This window comes from Nocardia lijiangensis NBRC 108240 (assembly GCF_001613045.1).
Classification (GTDB): domain Bacteria; phylum Actinomycetota; class Actinomycetes; order Mycobacteriales; family Mycobacteriaceae; genus Nocardia; species Nocardia lijiangensis.
The window spans coordinates 9,625-28,083 of record NZ_BDBP01000045.1 but is presented as its reverse complement, the minus strand read 5'-3'; the positions used below and the strand labels follow the sequence as shown (position 1 = coordinate 28,083).

Sequence of the window (18,459 nt, the reverse complement as noted above, 5' to 3'; positions counted from 1 at the left end):
CGACGATCAAGGTCGCGGCCATCCGGTGCGCCGCGGCGGGCGAGGAGGTGAGCGCGGTGGCCGAGTATCGGATCGACGATCTGGCCCGCGCGGCGGGCACCACCACCCGCAACGTGCGCGCGTACCAGGAGCGCGGCCTGCTGCCGCCGCCGATCGGCAAGGACGGCAGGGCCAGCATCTACGGCGAGGCGCACCTGGACCGGCTGCGGCTGATCGACGCGCTGCTGCAGCGCGGCTTCACCACCGCGCACATCGCCGATTTCATCACCAGCTGGGAGACCGGCAAGGACCTCACCGAGGTGCTCGGCCTGCAACACGCGGTCACCGCCTCCTGGTCGAAGACCGAGCCCTTCGAGGTGCCGCGCGAGCTGATCGACACGCTGCTCGGCGCCGAGGCCGCCGATCTGGTCGACCGGCTCACCGAGATGAAGCTGGTCCGGGTCGAGGGCGAGACCGTGGTGTTCACCGACACGCAGCTGCTGGCCGCTTTCGCCGAACTGCACGAATACGGCCTGGAACTGCGCACCCTCATCGAGATCTACGCCAAGGTCGCCGACCGGATCGACGACATCACCCACATCATGATCACCGCCGCCAAACAGCACATCATCGACGAGCACGGTCCGGGCTGGCTGCCGCAGACCAGCGGCGAAATCGGAGAGACCACAACGATGTTGAACAAGATGCGGGAGCTGGCCACCGCCTCGGTGCACGCCACCCTGGCGCGTTCGCTCGACGTGACGCTGCGCCGCGAACTCGGCGAGTATCTCGCCACCGCCGCCGAGCGGGAAGCCAAGCGCACCGGCAAAGGCGCCTGACGCACTCATCGCCGCGCGTACAGCGCTGTGGCGCAGGCATATCCGAGGATCGTCAGCGCGAGGCACCACAGCACCGCCGCGGCCGCCTGCCCGCTGCCGCCGGTCGTCAGAAGGTCGCGCACGGTGCCGATCACCGGAGTGGCGGGCTGGTTCGCGGCGAACGCGCGCAGCCAGCCGGGCATGGTGTCGATCGGGACGAACGCGCTGCTGATGTAGGGAACGAACATGATGGCGTAGGTGAATCCGCCCGCGGCCTCCGGACTCCTGGCCAGCACGCCGAGCGCGACCGCGATCCAGGTGACGGCGTGCACGAACAGCACGATCAGCACGAACGCGGCGGCCCAGTCGAGCACCCCTGCGCCGGAACGGAATCCGAGCGCGACGGCGATCACGAGCACGATGCCGACGGCGGCGAGATTCCGGACGACGCCCTCCCCCACGTGCCCCGCGAGCAGCGCAGGCCGGAAGGCGGGCAGCGTGCGGAATCGCTCCACGGCGCCCGAGACCATGTCCGCTGACACCGCCGTCGCCGTGATGGACGCGCCGAAACCGGTGCACAGCAAGATGATTCCGGGCAGCACGTAGTCCAGGTAGGGCATGCCGACCTGGATCGCACCGCCGAACACGTAGACGAACAGCAGCATGATCAGGATCGGCAGCAGCAGCGAGACAACCAGGGTGTCGCGACTGCGCACGGTGCGCCGTGCCGCGCGCCGGGCCATGACCGCGGAATCCGCGACGGCCGCGGCCACCCGCCTCATCCGCAACGGGCGAGCCCGCGCGTCGTCCGGTCCGCGTCGGAGCGATGGGCGGCCGAGGAGTGCGCGGACCGGATCACGTCGCGGCCCGCTCGACGATGTCGGCCGTGCGCCGGGTCGCGTCCGAGCTCGAATGCAGCTGCACCGCCAGGCTTTTCGCCCGCTGTCCGGTCTCCGGGGCGAGCAGGATCCGCACGCCCTCGGTCAGCCGCTCGGCGTCCAGCCGCCGGAACGGCAGGTGCGCGCCGACCCCGAGCCGTTCGACCTGGCCGCCCCACATCGGCTGATCGAACGACACCGAGCAGACCAGCGTCGGCAGACCCGCGCGCAGACTCTCGAAGGTGGTGCCGATTCCGCCGTGGTGCACGGCCGCGGCGCACAGCGGGAAGACGATGTCGTGCGCGAGCGGCCCGACGACCTGCACGTTCGGGCCGGTCTCGGCGTTCGCGGCGTCCAGATCGCTCCATCCCGCGCTCACCAGCCCGCGCCTGCCGAGCCGTGCGCACACCTGCTCCACGATGGCGAGCACCGCGTGCGTGTCCCTGATGGGCATGCTGCCGAATCCGAAGTACACCGGCGGCTCGCCGTCGGCGATCCAGGCCAGCACCTCGCCGTGATCGGCGGCGAGTTCACCGATCGCCTCGCGCGCCGATCGTTCGAGCGGCAGGAAGCCGACCAACGGCCTGCGCTCGCCCCACTCCTCGGCCAGACCAGGCACCAGCGCACGGTCGTAGATCTGCACCTCGGGCACGCCGCGGCGGTCCAGCACGGCCGCCGGGCTCGCGGCCGACCTGCGCAGGCCGAGTTCGCGGCGCAATCGATCGAGGTAGCGCAGGAACACCACCCGCCGCAGGTTCTCGGCCAGGGTCCAGGTGGCGCGGTTGACCGCGGCGGGCGGACGCCACCGCGGCGGCAGCGCGCCGGGGAACGGATACGCCCCGTTCTTGCGGCCGGGGAAACCGTGCATGGTCACCATCGGCACCCGCATCGCCTCGGCCACCGAGGCGGCCCGATCCTCGGTGAGCAACGTGGAGACGATGATGTCGGCGTCGCGGCAGACCTCGATCACCTCCCGGTTCATCCGCTCGGCGTAGCCGGCCATCTGCTTGCCGACCAGCTGCATCAACCGGAAACTGCTGCCCGCGGCCAGCGCCCGCTGCCCCTCGTCGGAGGCATACAGCTGCTGCACATCCGGACCGCAGGGGATCGCGGCGAGCCCGGCGCGTGCGGTGAAATCGATCAGATTCGGCGGTGCGCCGACGGTCACCTCGTGGCCGCGGCGACGCAGTTCCAATCCGAGCGCGACCGCGGGCTGAACGTCCCCGCGCGTGCCGGTCAGCGGTATCGCCACCCTCATGCCGTCGCCTCCAGCCGCTCGGCGCGATTCTCCCTCATCGGACCTCCTGCGTCCGTACGGTGGTGGCCATGCACGTCGCGTTGTTCACCGACTTCCATCCCGCGACTCTCGGCGGGATCCAGACGTCCGTGAACGCCCTGCGGCGCGGCCTGGTACGGGCCGGTCACCGGGTCACGGTGTTCGCCGCTCCCACGCCGGAATCTACCGAACCCGACCCGGACCTGGTGGTCCTTTCGGCACTCGCGGGTGTGCGGGTGAACGGATTCGCGATGGTGCTGCCGACACCGGAGAACAGTCGCCGCATCGACGCGGCCTTCGCCGACCGCGGTCCGGTCGACATCGTGCACCTGCAGACCACCTACGGCGTCGCGATCGCCGGGCTGCGCGCCGCGCGCCGCCACGGGATTCCGGTGGTGCAGACGGTGCACAGTCGTGACGACGCCTTCATCCAGCACACCTCACCGACGCCGTATCTGTCCGCGCTCACCCTGCGGGCGCTGCACGGCCGCTTCGTCGCACATCGAAAATCGGTGTCGCACAAGGACACATCGCGCGCGGCGCGGCATGCCTGGCACACGATGGTGAACCACGCGCGCGCCGCCGACCGGGTGATCGTGCCGACCGAACACTTTGCCGACAGATTCCGCGCGCATGGGCTGGACCGCCCGATCCGGGTGATCTCCAACGGCATCGACGACGAACTGCTCGACAGCGCCCGCGCCGCGGCATCGACAATGCCCGCGGTGGTCGAAACGAACGACACCACAGCGTCTTCCACCGTCGATGCCGCGGAAAGTGCACCGCCCCTGCGGGTGCTGTGGTGCGCGCGGTTGTCACCGGAGAAGCGGCTGCTGGAAGCGATCGAGGCCGTCCGTAGAACGCCCGGCTGCACGTTGGACGTATACGGCACGGGCGATCAGGAGGCGGCGGCCCGCGCGGCGATCGAGGCGGGCGGGCTCGCAAGCCGCGTCCGGCTGCACGGCGGCGTGCCCCAACTCGACTGCCTCCTCGCGATGGCGGCGCACGACGTGCTGCTGTTTCCCTCCTCGGGATTCGACACCCAGGGCATGGCGCTGCTGGAGGCGGTCGCCATGGGGCTGCCCGCGGTCTACTGCGATCCCGACCTCGCGGAGACGGTGCCGCCCGGCGGCGGTGTGCGCACGCCGGATCCCTCGGTCGAGTCGATCGCCGCGACCCTGCGCGATCTGGCCGCCGACCCGGCGCGGCTGATCCCGATGCGGAAGATCCTCAGCGAATATGCCGAAACGGCGCGGCAGTCACGGCTGATCGCCCAGGTCACCGCCGAGTACACCGCGCTGACAGGCGGCGCAGGCCGGGCCTCGGCGCAGGCCGTCATTCCCACCGCTCCCGGTCGTCTCCCGCTGCTCGGTCACAGCCTCGCCGCGGTGCGCGGCGGGTTGCCGTTCGTCGCCGGGCTGGCCGAGATCGGGCCGATCGTGCGCATCTATCTCGGCCCGCGCCCCGCCTACGTCCTGACGACGCCCGAGCTGATCCGCGAGGTCGGCTTCGGTGAGGCCGGGGCGTTCCACCGCGAAGAGCTGCGGGAGGCGATGCACGAGGTGATCCGCGGCGCCTCGAACGTGCTCAGCGGCCCACCGCACGAGTTGCGTCGCCGCATGATCGCCCCGGCGCTGCGCAGGCGCAGGCTCGCCGAGTACACCGCCGTCGCCGCGGAAGTGGCCAATGCGTGGGCCGACGCGCTCCCCGCCGATCGCCCGCTGAACCTGGTGGAAGAGGCGCACCGGCTGGTCCTGGACACCATCTCCGCCACTCTGTTCACCGCCGACTTCGGCGCGGACGCGAAACGCGAGGTGCGCAAGAACATTCCGTGGTTGCTGGGTCAGGTGATCCAGCGCGCCGCGCTGCCACCGCCGGTGCGGCGGCTGCGGGTGATCGCGAATCACCGCTTCGTCGCGAAGTCCGCCGCGCTGCGGGCACAGATCGCCGCGGTGGTCGCTGAATATCGCAGGGCCGACCGGGATTTCCACGACGTGCTCTCGGCCCTGGTCCGCCACACCGATCCGGAGACCGGCGCGCGCCTGTCCGACGAGGAGATCGTCGACGAGCTGATCCTGATGCTGGCGGCGGGCGTCGGCTCGACGGCGTCGATCATGGCCTGGGCCTGGCACGAGACCATGCGCAACCCCGACATCGGCGACGAATTGCGCAGGGAGCTGGACGATTTCGTCGACGGGGGGCCGGTCCGGCCGGACCACGTCATGACGCTGCCCTACCTGCGGCTGGTGGTGCTGGAAACGCTGCGGTTCTGGGGGCCGTGGGTGAGCACGCAGACCGCCGACGGGCCGGTCACCGTCGGCGGCGTCACCCTGCCCGACGGCGCGATGGTGGTGTACAGCCCGTACCTCGTGCACCACACCGAGCGCTACTACCCCGCGCCCGAAACCTTCGATCCGGATCGGTGGTTCGCCGGACGGGTCGCGGAGATCGACAAGCAGGCGATCCTGCCGTTCGGCGTGGGAGAGCGGCACTGTCCCGGCAACAACTTCGCCGTCATGACCATCACGCTCGCGACCGCGGCGCTGTTCGCGCGCTGGCGGCCGGAGCCCGACCCGGGCTATCGGGTGCGGCCGACCACCCTCGATTTCGTGCCCTCGCCGTCCAAGCTGCCGGTCGTGCTGCACCGCAGGTGATCGGAGCGGGGCGGGTTCGACATCCCGTTGTTCCTGGCTTGTCCTGCTTATCCGTCGAACAACCGGGCGCTCGACGTACGCTGCTCGATGAGCGTGTGTGCCGACCACCGACCGATGGAATGGACCGCCCATGGCCTACGGACGAACCCCGATGCCGCCCCTCCCCCTGCTGCACGCGGTCGAACGCTTTCGCGGCGCACTGGCGGTGCTGCATCGAAAACTGGTTCCCGGTCATATCGCGCTGATGGAGATGATGACGTCCGGCTGGCTGGCGCAGGCCATCGCGACCGCCGCCGAGCTGGGCATCGCCGACGAGCTCGCCCGCGGTCCGCGGCAGGGCGCGGAGCTGGCCGCCGCGGTGGACGCCGACGAGGACGCGCTGCACCGGCTGTTGCGCCTGCTGATCAGCCACGGCATCTTCGCCAGGCGGCGCGACGGCGCCTACCGGCTGACCCCGCAGGCGCGGGCACTGTGCCGGGACGCCCCGGTGTCGCTGCGCGACGCGTTTCTGTTCTTCGGGTCCGCCCAGCATCGCGGCCACTGGTCACACCTCACCGACGCGGTACGCACCGGCCTGCCGGTGGGCCCCGCACTGAACGGCATGCCGTTCTTCGAGTACGTGCAGACCGACCGCGAGCTCGGCGAGCTGTTCGACAACGCGATGACCAGCATCAGCACACTCGCCCTCGAACCGCTTTTGGCCGCACACGATTTCACGCGCTACGACACCATCGTCGACGTCGGCGGCGGGCACGGCAGCCTGCTCGCCGAGATCCTGCGCCGCGCACCGCGATCCCGCGGCGTCTTGTACGACCTGCCCGAAGTGGTCGTCGATGCAGCGCCAGGCCTGGCCGCGCGCGGCGTGACCGATCGCTGCACCGTCACGGCCGGATCGTTCTTCGAGGCCGTGCCCGAGGGTGGGGACGCCTACCTGCTCAAGCACATCATCCACGACTGGCCGGAGAAAGAGGCGGGACAGATTCTGCGCACCCTGCACGCCGCCATGCGCCCCGACGCGCGGCTGCTGCTCGTCGAACTGGTACTGCCCGAGCACAATCGGCCGCATCCCGGCAAGTACATCGACATCGAGATGCTGGTGAACGCCGGGGGCCGCGAACGCACCGAGTCGGAATACCGAGATCTGCTGGCGCGCTACGGCTTCACGCTGCTGCGCGTCATCCCGACCGTCTCCCCCGACAACATTCTCGAAGCACGCCCGGCCGACCTGTAGCCAACTTCCTCCGGCGCTACGGAGGCTGACCGCTCAGGTCGTGCAGACCAACGCCTGCCCGATGAGCGCCAGGTACAGGGCGAGGACGAAGGCGACGGCGGGCAGGATCGGATGCTCGGGTTCGTCCGAACGCAGGAACCGCCATTCTCCGTAGACGGGAATCAGCAACAGCGCCGGGGGAATCCACGCGATCAGGGCACGCGCGCCGCTGTCCTCCCACGGCCGGACCAGCACGAGCTCGACCGCCACCGCGAGCGCGGCGAACCCGAGGATCGCGGCCACACTGCCCGCGACCCCCAGCCGATTCGAATACAGGTGCTCCCCCGGACGCCGTTCCCGCGAAGTCTTGCGGGCGAACTCGAACTGCAGGAACGCGCCCGCGAAGATCGCCACCGCAGCGGCCGTCTGCCACTCTGCGGCGACCTCTCCGGTGTCGATCGCCGAAACGAGGACGTACGCGGCGACCAAGAGCTGAACCGGATACGTGACAACGAGATTGAGCAGGATGTCGTCGCGCACCGCGGCCGAGCGCCGCTCCACGGCCCACAGGAACACCCCGTACGCCAGCACCGCCGCGATCGCCACGCCGGAAGCCACCGACAGGACAAGGCTCGCGCCGATCGCGCCGACCGCGATCGCGCCCATGGCCGCGCGCAGCTCGCCCGCGCTGACCGCGCCTGTGACCAGGGGCCGATCCGGGTTGTGGACCCGGTCGTAGTCCAAGTCCTTCTGCTCGTCGACCATCCGCAGATACAGCAGCACGAAGGCCACGACCACGATGCGCAACACGGTGGCCCCGCTCGGCCGCCACGGAATCTCCGGTTGAGACACCAGGGCGGCCGTTCCCTCCAAGGCCAGCACGAAGAGGATGCCGTACAGCAGGTAGTGCGGCTTGTACATCACGGCGGTGAAGCGTGCGACGCGCCGTACCGAATCCAGCGGTGAGCGCACGTCGGTACTCATGTCCCGCCCCACCGGTCCCACGCGGTGACCTCGGCCGCGGGCAGCCTGCGCGGGGCCCGAGCCGGTGAGCCGGGCCGCAGATGGGCAACCGGGAGTAGCGCGACTTGAGTGACCTCCTCGAAGGGAATGGCCAGCAGCTCGGCCACCTCGCGCTCGTAGGCCAGGTGCGCGGTGGTCATGGTGCCGCCGAGTCCGCGATCGTGCAGGGAGAGCAGGAAGTTCCAGACGGCCGGATAGACCGAGCCGTAGAAGCTGGCCAGGTGCAGCGCCGAACCCGTCGCCGGCGGGCGGCCCAGCGAGCAGACCAGCACCAGCGCGGGGACCTCGTGCATGCGCTCGGCCAGATATCGGCCGGAGGCGAGGTCGCCGAGCTGGTCGGGCCGCGGGGTGCGGGCCGACAGGTACGCCGCGAAACCCTTCCGGTAGTACTCCGCGATCTGTTGCCGGGTGCGCGGGTCCTGGACGACGAGGAAACGCCACGGCTGCCGGTTGGTGCCGCTCGGCGCGTGCACGGCGGTGTCGAGGCAGTCCAGCAGCTCGGCGCGGTCCACCGGGCGGGTGAGATCCAGCCGCCTGCGGAACGCGCGGGTCGTCCGCAGCAGCTCGGCGGCGTTCATCGGGGGTCCGCCAGCGTCTCGGAATCGAGAGCGTCCGCGTCGAATTCGAGGTCGATGCTGGCGGCGACGGCGTCGGCCTGCCGGATCTCGCAGTGCACGACGGTGGTGTCCAGGCCGGGCTCGGTGATCTCCGCGACGCACTCGGCGGGCAGATCCAGTTCCACGAATCGATCGAAGGTGCTTGCCACACAGACCAATCGGGGCATATCGCGCAGCACCATGCTCAGCGCGGTCTGCCTGCACGCCTCGATCAGCAGGCTGCCAGGCACGTGGTCGAGCTGGTGGTCGAACAGGAACGGGTGGGACAGGTCGGGGACGAGCGCGGCACGGGCGGCACGACCGTCCGTCTCCGGTGTGGCGATCACGACATTGCGCCGGTTCTCCCGGCCCACCGCGGCCGCCTCGGCGCGCTCACCCAGCGCCGCAGCACCGTGAAAGGGGCCGAGTCCCAAGCTTTCCCGGAACTGGTGACGCACTGCGTTCCACTGGCGCTGGGTCGTCCAGGAGAACGAGCCGTCGACCGTGAGCATCGGCTCGCCGCCGGAGAAGATCTCCAGCACCATGTCCAGGCCCTGGAGCGCTTCACCGCGGCGGTGCCTGCGCGGTATCCGCACCTGCATCACCAAATCCGCGGGGGCAATGCCGATCTCCCATGCCGGGGTGTCCGAGCCGGTGCCGTTGAAGGTCCGCACGATGAACGCCATATCCGCGGGCACACCGTAGAACTCGTGGGTCACGGCGATCGCCGCCTGCCTTGCGGCCTCCATCACCACCAGCGGATCGTGGCGCAGGCCGAGCGATCCGGCGTGGTCGCCGTAGTAGGCGTGCATGCGGGGTAGTTGCGCGCCTGCCAGGAAGACATCGGGCCCGATGGTGTCCAGCGAGGTGACGAACACCTCCGAGACCGCGCAGCGGTGCGCCAGCTGCCTGGGGATGGTGCGGTTGTGCGTGGCGGTCTTCTCGACTGCCGCGTGTGTTGTCACGATCGGCCCTCCAACCATTCTCGCGCGGCCACGGGCGGCAGCGTCTGCGGCTGCAAGCCCACCCGCATCGGAAGCACATAGGACCCGAGCACCAGGACCGACCAGGGATCCAGCTGCGCGCCCGCGGCCCACGCCGAATACAGCAGCCGCGCACCGTCCGCGTCCTCGGCGGCGCCCGCGGCGATTCCGGCGCGGCGCAGATCGTCGAGGACGCCACGCAGCGCGTCGTCGCGGTCGAAACTACGCGCCGGGACCTGCGCGTACAGGTCGGCGGCCAACGCGCTGACCGCCGCCGTGCGGTCCAGCCCGGCGGTCGCCTGCCCGAGCAGGTCCGCGCGGGTGTTCTCGTCGAAGTAGACGGCGAGTTCGCGGAGCACGTCGGCAGGATCGTCGGGCGAGTGCACCAGATTCAGCAGGAAGTTGTGCCTGCCGAGCAGGTATCGGAGTTCGCCGGGATTGCGTTTGCGCGGATCGGTGGCGCCCTTGGCCTCGGTGAGGCGGACCGGCACCGGCAGCGCGCCGTCGGCGCCGTGCACGACCAGGACGAGCACTTCCGAGATGTCGATCAGCAGATCGGCGAGCCGCCTGCGCTCGGGCGAGGCGATGTTCCACGCGAAGTACCACAGCGCACGCACCAGGTGCCGGTTCACCCGCATCCGGTGCGCCGCGACGACGCGGAAACCGTTGGCGGGCAGCCATTGCAACGTCGGCTCGACGGCGCGCGCCACGATCGCGTCCGGCTTGAGCAGCAACAGCGAGTGCTGTCTGGCGAAGCCGACGGGATCGATGCCGAGCCGCTCGAGCTGTTCGACGCTCTCCTGCACGTACGTGTCGCCGGCGTAGGCGTCGATCTTGGCCGCGGCGGGTGTCAGCTCGCCGAGCAGGGCGTGCAGCGACGCGCCGCCCCGATCGAGTGGCATCGCCGTCATCGCGCGGCTCCGCCGAAACCGTTGGCGGCCAGCACTTCGTCGATCGACGGCAGCGGGACGCCGAGGTAGCCCCTTTCCAGGCAGTAGTCCAGCAGCAGGCGCAGGTATTCCTTGCCGGTAGGCGGCGCGGGGCGGCCCAGCAGTATCTCGGCGCGGGTGGTGTCGAAGTCGAGCCTGCGCTCGAAGTAGCTGGTGTAGAGCGCGCCGATCCTGCGGTAGTACTCGCGCTCGACCGGATCCAGATCCTCCTCGGCGAACGTGGATTCCGGCACGAAGGTCGCCACCTCGAAGGACGGGTACTCGGCCAGCACGTCGGACACCTCGCGCAGCGAGAGGGCGTCGCGACCGAGCGCGTGCAGGGTGCGGAAGCTCGCCGAGTCGAAATCCAGTACGGCCGCGGCGATCACGTCGGCCACGTGGTCGACCGGCGCCAGCGCCAGAGTCGCGTCGTAGCGGCCGGGCAGGGTGCGCAGCTTGCCCTCGACCATCAGCTTCACGACGGTGTACAGGTTCTTGTATTCGCGGATCTCTCCGGTGGCCGCGGCGCCGGTGACGATGCCGGGCCGCACGATCGCCCATTGCAGTCCCCGCTCGCCCGCCGCGTGCACCAGCTGTTCGGCGCGGAACTTGCTGCGCTCGTAGCCGTTTCCGAAGGACTGGCCGACGTCGAGCTCGTCCTCGCCGACCGTTCCGCCGCGCCTTCCGCACACGTACGCGGTGCTGACGTGCACCAGCGGCACGTCCCACTCCTGCGCCAGATCGATCGCGTGCGCGGCGCCACGCACGTTGAGCTCGTCGTAGGCGGCGGCAGGCGCGTCGAAGGCGGTGGTGGCGGCGCAGTGCACGATCAGGCCGACCCGCTCGGCCAAGTCGACGGTGTCACGCGCCGACAGGCCGAAGCCGGGGCGGCGGATGTCGCCCGCCACCGCGGTGCCAGCCTCCAGGACCGTGCCGTCGTTGCGGACGATCTCGGCGTTGCTGTGCAGCACCGCGGCGACCGGCCTGCTCGCGGCCGAGAGCCGGGCGACCACCTCGGCGCCGACCAGGCCGGTCGCGCCGGTGACCAGCACGGTCTCGCGCTCACCCATGACCGCTCCCCCGTGCGCCGCCCGCGACCAGCGCGATCACCTCGCCGACCCGGCGGACCCCGACCAGGTCCTCCGGCCGTTGCCGCGGTAGCTCGAAGGCCCGCTCCAGCACCACGGTCAGCTCCATCAGTCGCAGCGAGTCGAAGCCGAGATCCTCCACGAGGCGGTGCTCGTCGGCGAGATCGGCGGGCGGTTCGGGCGCCATGGTCCGGACGAGGCGTCGCACCCGGGCGGCCAGGGTGGTGTCGGCGGCGGCGGTCATGAGGATTCGCTTTCCCGGAGATGGGGCTGGTGGCCACCGGTGGTGAGCAGGTCGCGGGCCTCGTCGAGAGGCAGGTCGGTGTTCAGGTAGGCGGCCAGGCGCAGCCAGTCGTAACCGATCGCCAGGGTGCGCCGCCACTGCTCGCGCGAGTCGAACGATGCGGGGAAGGCCACCGCCGCGTCGGCACCGCCCGCGACGCCACGCACCACCTCGACGAAGTCGTCGAGGATCGCGAGTCCGGCAAGGGTGTCGCCGTCGCGCAGCAGCGCCGAGAACCGCACCCGGCGCGCGGCATCGAGGTGCGCCAGCACCTCCGCGCGTCGCGGCGCGCCGGGCGGCAGCAGGCGCGCGACCGTGGTGGCCGGGGCCACGTCGGCGGGCAGCGGGTGAATGCCGAAGGCGGACAGCAAGATCCGCACCGCCATGGCGACCAGCCGGTGTGCCGCGATATCGGCGACACCGCCTTGGCCGTTCTTCACCGCACCCGCCAGATCCTCCCTGGCGTTCTCCAGCACGATGTTCGACCACACCAGGTGCAGCGCGCATTCGGTGAAGCGCCGCGCGGGCAGCGGAGACAAGGTGGCGATCGCGTCGTCGCGAGCCGCACCGGTCAGCCCGAGAGCGGGACGATATGCGCTCGGCACCGGCGTGTAGGGCGCGGCGGGCTTGCACATGGCGAGCGCGGGTTCGATCGGGCCCGCGCCTCGCCACTGCAAGCCGACCAGGCCGAGTCGCACGAATTCGGCCAGCTCCGTGGCGATGTCGCGCGGGGAGCGGGTCAGCACGTCGCGCACCGAATGCTTGAAGACCACCGATCGCCAGGCGCGGGCGGCGGCGTCGGAGAGCGCGAAGACGTCGCGATCGTCGCGGACGACGTGCACCCGGCCGCCGATGGTCCACGTCGTCACGCCCTGGCGGCGGGCGAAAAGGATGCGGTGCGGGTCGTCGGTCGTTTCTTCGACGCCGAGATCGGCGACCAGTTGCCAGAGGTGCTGCCAGGTTGTGTCTTCGGCCGAGCGGTGCGCCGGGGAGTCCGGGAGGGTGGGCACATCAGGGTGTAGCACGGTCTGCGGCGATCCGGATGCTGTGGCGGACAACGAGTCCGGCTCGATTGTGCGGTGCCCGTTGGTCGTCAGCTCGGGCATGGCATCACCGTCGTCCTCGCGCAGGTGCTCGAATTCCATGGTGGACAACGAGTCTGGCTCGACTGTGCGGTGTCGGTTCGTCGTCAGCTCGGGCACGGCGTCACCGTCGTCCTCGCGCAGGTGCTCGAATTCCATGGTGGACAACGAGTCTGGCTCGACTGTGCGGTGTCCGTTGGTCGTCAGCTCGGGCACGGCGTCACCGTTGTCCCCGCACAGGCTCTCGAAGGTCCACGTCTTGGGGTCGCTCAGCTCCCGGTAGCGGTCGATGACATCGTGAGGGCCGATCCGATCGAGTTGGTGCGGCAGCCATTTGGTCTCGAGATAGGTCTCGCCGCGGCGGGCCGCCCATGCCTTCATGGCTTGCAGCAGTCCGTCGCGGGCCCACTCGCTCGCCTCGTCGGGCGCGCGCAGCGCACGCAGCGCCGCGGCATAACGCAGCGCCTGCACCGCGCGGGCGGTCCACCACTGCGACATTCGAGTTCGGAAGTCGTCGTGCGGAAGCAGCGCGCGCAAGCCGTCGATGTCGACCGCGCCGGGCCGGACCACCGTGGCGCGCAAGAAGCGCTGGCAGCGGTTGAGCAGATCCTCATCCGGCGCGGCCGGATCGCCAGCGGCGGCCTGGTCGAGCTGGCGCCGCAGCTGGGCCGCCGAGCGGCTCCGGACCTCCACGCGGCGACCGTCGATGAACAAGACCGTCGGCAAGGTCGGCAGTTCTTCGGTTCCGGGGACGACCGCAAGGAAGTCCACGTCCGAACCTTCGTTGCCGAAGCCCTCGGCCAGCGAGCCTTCGAACAGCACCACCGAATCCTCGGGAAGCGCAACGCTTTCCAGCGCGGAGTCGAGAAGTTGACGCACGCGCTCGGTTGGCAGGGCAGGCGTTGGCGCGGCGGATGCCAGTGGTCGAACGTTCTCGGTGCGCTCGGCGCGGGGCACAGTCGGTCGCGCGTCGTTCGACTCCGGTCGGTCCGCATCTGCGGATCGGCGGTCTTCGGGGGCAAAGGATCCCGGCTGCGCCTCGGCGGTTAGCGCGAAGTCGAGCAGCTGACGGTCATGCTCCACCGATAGAGCGCGCGCGGGCGCAGCGGAACCCACCGGTGGCGCATTGGAACCCACTCGCAGCGCAGCGGTCGATCCGGCGGTTCCGTCGGCCTCGTGGACCTCCACCCCCGTGAGCCCGCCGTCCCGGAACAGCTGCCACAGGTGGCGGCGGCGCGGCTTACCGCTGGACGTGCGCCGGATCGTGCCCCGAGGGCCGGTGACGATGGTGATCGCGGCAGCGGGGCCGAGTTCGCCGCGAATCACTCGGCGCGCCTGGGCAATCCAGTCCCCGGACGGCGCTTCGGCGAACAACGCGATGCCGGGCGCGCCCAGTTCGGTGAGCGCGACGGCGGCCAGCTTGCCCTTCGTGATCCCGGTCTCCCCCGCGACACGAGATTCGACATCCTCCATGAACACCGAGCGCCCGCGTACCTTCAGGCTGGTGCCCATCCTGCCGAGCACGAAAACCTCACCGCGGTAAAGGAATCCGGCGTCACCGGTGTGCAGCTCGCCGTTTCGTATCCGGGTCGCGCCGTCTTCGCCGTCCCCGGTGTAGCCCATGGCCACCGAATCGCCGACGACCACCAGTTCGCCGAGCACCCCGTCGGGCAGCTCGCGCCCCGCCTCGTCCACCGCGCGGACCGTCGATTCCGGTGTCGAGTAGCCGAGTCCGGTGATCCAGCCCGCGCCCTCGACCCGATGGGCGTCGTCGAGCGTCCCTTCCGCCAGCACTCCGACGGGTTGCCCGAAGCGCAGGTTCGGCGTGTCCAGGCGCAGCGCGGTGATCGGCCGTCGCCGGGCCGAGGAGGTCACCATGAGCGTGGCCTCGGCCAGACCGTAGGCCAGGGTGTAGGCGTCCATCGAGAAGCCGCGAGGGCCGGTGAGCTCGGCGAACGCTTGCAGGTCGGCCACTTCCACCGGCTCGGAGCCGACGGCCAGGGTGCGCCAGCCGGACAGGTCGAGATCGGCGATCTCCTCCGGCCGGACCCGGTGCGCCACATAGCCGAGCGCGAACGAGGGCGACGGCGAGTGCTGGGCCGCGGCCATCGCGCGCAGCCAGCGGGCCGGATCGCGAACGAACTGGTCCGGTCGCATCAGGTAGAGATCGCCCTGGTTCGTGACGGTCGTCAGGAACGCGCCGACCAAGCCCATGTCGTGGTAGAGCGGCAGCCACGACACCATGGCCTCGCCAGGGCGCCAGTCGACGAGTCCGGAGATCATGGCGATGTTGTTGGCCAGGTTGCGCCAGCTGACCCGCACCCCGCGCGGCGTCCCGGTGGACCCGGAGGTGAACTGGAGCAACGCGCACTCGGCGGGTGCGCCGAGCTCGCGCCGGGCGGGCGGCTGCGGCAGCCACGCTCCGATCACCAGCGGCTCGTCGGTCCGACCGGCCGCGACCGCCGCGCGGCACACCAAGTCCTCGAATTCCGGCGACGTGACCACCAGTCGCGGCTCGGCGGCGGCGAGGATGGCCGCTATGTGCGCGACGATCTGGTCGAGGTCGCCGAACAGGGGCGGTGCGATGGGCGTAAACACGCCGCCGCAGGCCCACACCGCGTAAAAGGCCGCGGTACAGGCGAATCCGGTCGGCATGATGACGCACGCGCCCTCGCCGCCCGCGAGTCCGTGTTCGCGCATGAGCGCGGCGATGGACCACGATTGCTCGGCCAGGTCGTGGTAGCTGCGGAACTCCCAGCCGTCGGCCTCATCGGCCAAGTGGACACCGGTCTCCCGCGCGGGTCGCAGGAGCCAATCTCGCACGGCCGCAACATCTTTGTCAGGTGCCATCGCGGTGATCTCCTTCGGACAGCACAGTAACCGTTCCGGCAGTTCCATCCACCCGAATTCGCATACTGGTCCGTATTTTCTTCGTGACGTCCTTGACCTGAACGACCGTCGGCACCCCGAGTTCGCGCGCCACGATCGCCACGTGGGTCAGCGGGCTGCCGCGTTCGATCACCAGCGCCGACGCCGAGGGCAGCGCCGCGACCCAGCCCGGGTCGGTCCGGTACGCCACCAGGATGCCGCCCGCCACGTCGCTCGGCTCTCCGACGACCACCGCCTCGCCCTCCACCGTCCCCGCCGCCGACGGCGTGCCGCTGAGGACGGTGCCCGCGGTCGCCGCGGGCATGTCGCGGACCGGCACCCAGCCCTGCGCGGCCAGTTCCGCCCGCCCGAACGCGCCGCCCCTGGTGACGAACCGGGCGGGCGCGACCAGTTCGGCATCGGCGGCGCGCTGCGCCTTGCGCGCCACGACCAGCGCGCGCAGCGGATCTGTGTCGGCGCCCTCGTAGCAGCCGCGCAGTTCGTCCACCGTCAGGTGGAACACGTCCGCGAACTCGTCGAGCACGCCGCGTTCGACCAGATCCCGGCCCATCGCCCGGATCATCCGCTTCACCATGCCGAAAGCCCTGGTGCGGCAGAACCGCAGACGCTCGCGATGGGCGGCGCACCGCGACACCTTGCCGCGCAGGCGTTCGTAGACCCGGCGGCGCGGGCCGCGCAGGTGGGCGTCGAGATAGGCCTCGGCCTCGTCGCGTCGATCCGACGGCGCCGCCTCCTCGTGCACCCGGCCCAGCGCGCTGCGCAGCATGATGAACAACCCCGACGGGTCCTCCCGGAGATCCGGCGTCTCGAGCTTCAGTTCGTCCAGGCTGCGGTAGCCGTAGCGGTCCAGGTAGGCGTCGATCTCGGCGCGGAAATCGGGATGATCGGCCAGCGTGTCGAACAGCCGGTCCGGCGGAGTCGACTGCACCAGCGCCGTCAGCTCCGGGTCGGCATGCACCGTCCTGGCGAGCGCGGTCATCGCGCGGGCGGGCTCGGCCGATTCGACGTCGGCGCCAGGGCCGACGACCGCGTAGAGGAACCACTCGGGCGCATCGGGCAACAGCGCCTTGGTCAGCGCGTAGAGCAGGCCGGTGCAGGTCAGCAGGATCGCGTCCAGCACCATCAGCGGGCCCCAGCGCTCGACGAGATCGCGATCGACCGTGCGGTAGGCGGCGTAGGCCTGTTCGCCGGACAGCGACGCGTAGTCGAGTGCGTCGTATTCGTCGTAGACGCGGTAGAACTCGGCGAGGAAGTCGTCGACCATGGCATCGATGCCGAACAGCCGGCGCAGATAGGTCGCCGTGGTCACCGCACGGGAGCGCAGGCGGGCCAGCGGGTTGCGGAAGGTGAAGGGCCGCAATGTCTTCGCGAGGTCGTCGGCGAGCGGCTCGGCCACCCCGAGCGCCGCTTCCAGCACCCGGCGGTTGAGCGGGTAGCCCGGCGCGATACCCACCATCCGGTACCAGTGCAGCAGGTTGTAGTACACCCGGCCGTGAAAGTAGCCGAGCAGCACCGGAGTCCAGGCGTCGGTCTGCCGCAGCTGGGCGGGCGGCACCCGCAGCGAGGCGGCGTAGCCGCGGTACACGCGACCGTAGATGCCCGCCGCGACGGTGTAGGTCAGCGGGGAGGTGACGCCGTTGAAGCTCTCGATGATGTTGGAGTTGTCCCAGATTCGCAGTTCGCCGGGCGCGAGCGGCTCACCGGCGCCGCGCAGGAGCGCGTCCGGCGCGTGCGGTACCGGTTCGGTGGTGATCGGGCGGGACTGAAGTATCCACAGTCCCACGTCGTCCAGCGCCCACTCGATGTCCTGCGGTGCGCCGCAGACGATTTCGATCTTGCGCCCCACCTCCGACAGCTCGGCGATCTCGGCGTCGGTGAGCACGGCGCGCTCACGCAGCACCGCCGCCACCTCGCCGACCTCACACCCCTGCTCCGCGGCGGGGACGTAGCTGCTGTCCTTGGCGCCGACGACCGTGTCCAGCACGGCGCCGGTCGCCTTCTCGACGGTGACCGTGTCCGCGTCGACCGCGCCGGACACCAGGCCCTCACCGAGGCCGTACACCGCGCTGATCACCAGTTCGCCGGGCGCGCCGGTGCTGGGATTCGCGGTGAACAGCACGCCGCTGGCCCGCGCGGCCACCAGCCGTTGCAGCACCACGCCCGGCGCGCCGCCGACCGGACGCGCCCGCGCGAAGGCGTACCGTATCGACCGCTCGGAGAAAGCCGATGCCCAGCAGTCCCGCACCCGGTCGGCGACCGCCGCGACCCCGTTGACGTTGAGGAAGGAGTCGAACTGCCCCGCGTAGGAGTGTTCGGCGCCGTCCTCGACGACCGTCGAGGAGCGCACCGCGATCGGACCACCGCCGATCCGTGCGTATCCGTCGGCGATCAGTTCCCGCAGGCCGGACGGCAGCGGCGCCGCCGAGATCGCGGCGCGCAACTCGGCGGCCAGCGCCAGCGCACGCTCCAGGTCGTCCACCGCGCCGATCGCGGAAACCGTCTCGGCCAGACCGTGTTCGGCGAGGAAGCAATCGAATGCATCGGTACCCAGCGCCACCCAGTCGGGAACGCGGAACCCGCCATTGTGGACGGTGTGCAATCCGCGCGCCTTGCCACCCGCCGCGGCGATCGTCGCCGGTTCGTCCCACGACCCGAGTACCTGCACGGCATCTCTCCCATCGCCCTTGATCGACGCGCCGGAGCCTGGCGCCCCGGGCTTGCGATCGGCCGCGCGAAAACCAAGGGTTTGTCTGGGTATATCCGAGTTGTCG

Annotated in this window: 13 protein-coding genes; 3 read left to right on the top strand and 10 right to left on the bottom strand. The window is 70.6% G+C overall.

Features of this window, described 5'->3' with window-relative positions:
* Positions 1–56 precede the first annotated feature (56 nt).
* Positions 57–818 carry a MerR family transcriptional regulator gene (locus tag NL1_RS17795; RefSeq protein ID WP_067840842.1) on the top strand — a complete coding sequence of 254 codons (762 nt, stop codon included), beginning with the start codon at positions 57–59 and terminating at the stop codon, positions 816–818.
* Positions 819–823: 5 nt separating this feature from the next.
* On the opposite strand, the gene NL1_RS17790 is transcribed toward NL1_RS17795, so the two are convergent.
* Together NL1_RS17790 and NL1_RS17785 are read right to left on the bottom strand one after the other, a co-directional pair.
* Positions 824–1,579 carry an ABC transporter permease gene (locus NL1_RS17790; RefSeq protein WP_067840773.1) on the bottom strand — a complete coding sequence of 252 codons (756 nt, stop codon included), beginning with the start codon at positions 1,577–1,579 and terminating at the stop codon, positions 824–826.
* A gap of 73 nt (positions 1,580–1,652) precedes the next feature.
* Entirely contained in the window at positions 1,653–2,933 is a 1,281-nt protein-coding gene (locus NL1_RS17785) for a glycosyltransferase (protein ID WP_067840771.1), read from the bottom strand.
* A 68-nt stretch (positions 2,934–3,001) separates the two neighbouring features.
* Between NL1_RS17785 and NL1_RS17780 the strand changes: the two genes are divergently transcribed.
* Complete coding sequence (locus NL1_RS17780; RefSeq protein WP_067840840.1) at positions 3,002–5,605, top strand: cytochrome P450; 2,604 nt, start codon at positions 3,002–3,004, stop codon at positions 5,603–5,605.
* Between the two features lie 130 nt (positions 5,606–5,735).
* Positions 5,736–6,836 (top strand): methyltransferase, encoded by a 1,101-nt coding sequence (locus tag NL1_RS17775; protein ID WP_067840769.1) that lies wholly within the window; start codon positions 5,736–5,738, stop codon positions 6,834–6,836.
* 33 nt (positions 6,837–6,869) lie between these two features.
* Here NL1_RS17775 and NL1_RS17770 read toward each other — a convergent pair whose 3' ends face one another.
* From NL1_RS17770 to NL1_RS17735, 8 genes are read right to left on the bottom strand one after another with little or no spacing between them, the layout of a single operon-like run.
* Positions 6,870–7,799, bottom strand: coding sequence for a UbiA prenyltransferase family protein (locus NL1_RS17770; protein WP_067840767.1), 930 nt, complete (start codon positions 7,797–7,799; stop codon positions 6,870–6,872).
* Positions 7,796–8,416 (bottom strand): nitroreductase family protein, encoded by a 621-nt coding sequence (locus NL1_RS17765; protein WP_067840765.1) that lies wholly within the window; start codon positions 8,414–8,416, stop codon positions 7,796–7,798. Before NL1_RS17765 ends, NL1_RS17770 begins: the two co-directional genes overlap by 4 nt.
* A complete protein-coding gene (locus tag NL1_RS17760; RefSeq protein WP_245673355.1) occupies positions 8,413–9,399 on the bottom strand; it encodes a ScbA/BarX family gamma-butyrolactone biosynthesis protein in 987 nt (328 codons plus the stop codon). Before NL1_RS17760 ends, NL1_RS17765 begins: the two co-directional genes overlap by 4 nt.
* Entirely contained in the window at positions 9,396–10,328 is a 933-nt protein-coding gene (locus tag NL1_RS17755; protein ID WP_245673354.1) for a nucleoside-diphosphate kinase, read from the bottom strand. The genes NL1_RS17760 and NL1_RS17755 overlap by 4 nt, the downstream gene beginning before the upstream one ends.
* Positions 10,325–11,416 (bottom strand): SDR family oxidoreductase, encoded by a 1,092-nt coding sequence (locus NL1_RS17750; protein WP_067840762.1) that lies wholly within the window; start codon positions 11,414–11,416, stop codon positions 10,325–10,327. Before NL1_RS17750 ends, NL1_RS17755 begins: the two co-directional genes overlap by 4 nt.
* On the bottom strand, positions 11,409–11,678 hold the full coding sequence (locus NL1_RS17745) for an acyl carrier protein (RefSeq protein WP_067840760.1): 270 nt from the start codon (positions 11,676–11,678) through the stop codon (positions 11,409–11,411). Before NL1_RS17745 ends, NL1_RS17750 begins: the two co-directional genes overlap by 8 nt.
* Positions 11,675–15,649, bottom strand: coding sequence for an AMP-binding protein (locus NL1_RS39585; RefSeq protein ID WP_084510709.1), 3,975 nt, complete (start codon positions 15,647–15,649; stop codon positions 11,675–11,677). Before NL1_RS39585 ends, NL1_RS17745 begins: the two co-directional genes overlap by 4 nt.
* Positions 15,639–18,353 carry a phosphoenolpyruvate synthase gene (locus NL1_RS17735; protein WP_084510708.1) on the bottom strand — a complete coding sequence of 905 codons (2,715 nt, stop codon included), beginning with the start codon at positions 18,351–18,353 and terminating at the stop codon, positions 15,639–15,641. The genes NL1_RS39585 and NL1_RS17735 overlap by 11 nt, the downstream gene beginning before the upstream one ends.
* Positions 18,354–18,459: the final 106 nt, after the last annotated feature.

Coding starts and splice junctions, on each gene's coding strand:
- NL1_RS17770 (WP_067840767.1), bottom strand. CDS start 7,799: ATGAGTACCGACGTGCGCTCACCGCTGGATTCGGTACGGCGCGTCGCA.
- NL1_RS17775 (WP_067840769.1), top strand. CDS start 5,736: ATGGCCTACGGACGAACCCCGATGCCGCCCCTCCCCCTGCTGCACGCG.
- NL1_RS17745 (WP_067840760.1), bottom strand. CDS start 11,678: ATGACCGCCGCCGCCGACACCACCCTGGCCGCCCGGGTGCGACGCCTC.
- NL1_RS17765 (WP_067840765.1), bottom strand. CDS start 8,416: ATGAACGCCGCCGAGCTGCTGCGGACGACCCGCGCGTTCCGCAGGCGG.
- NL1_RS17780 (WP_067840840.1), top strand. CDS start 3,002: ATGCACGTCGCGTTGTTCACCGACTTCCATCCCGCGACTCTCGGCGGG.
- NL1_RS17755 (WP_245673354.1), bottom strand. CDS start 10,328: ATGACGGCGATGCCACTCGATCGGGGCGGCGCGTCGCTGCACGCCCTG.
- NL1_RS17750 (WP_067840762.1), bottom strand. CDS start 11,416: ATGGGTGAGCGCGAGACCGTGCTGGTCACCGGCGCGACCGGCCTGGTC.
- NL1_RS39585 (WP_084510709.1), bottom strand. CDS start 15,649: ATGGCACCTGACAAAGATGTTGCGGCCGTGCGAGATTGGCTCCTGCGA.
- NL1_RS17790 (WP_067840773.1), bottom strand. CDS start 1,579: ATGAGGCGGGTGGCCGCGGCCGTCGCGGATTCCGCGGTCATGGCCCGG.
- NL1_RS17785 (WP_067840771.1), bottom strand. CDS start 2,933: ATGAGGGTGGCGATACCGCTGACCGGCACGCGCGGGGACGTTCAGCCC.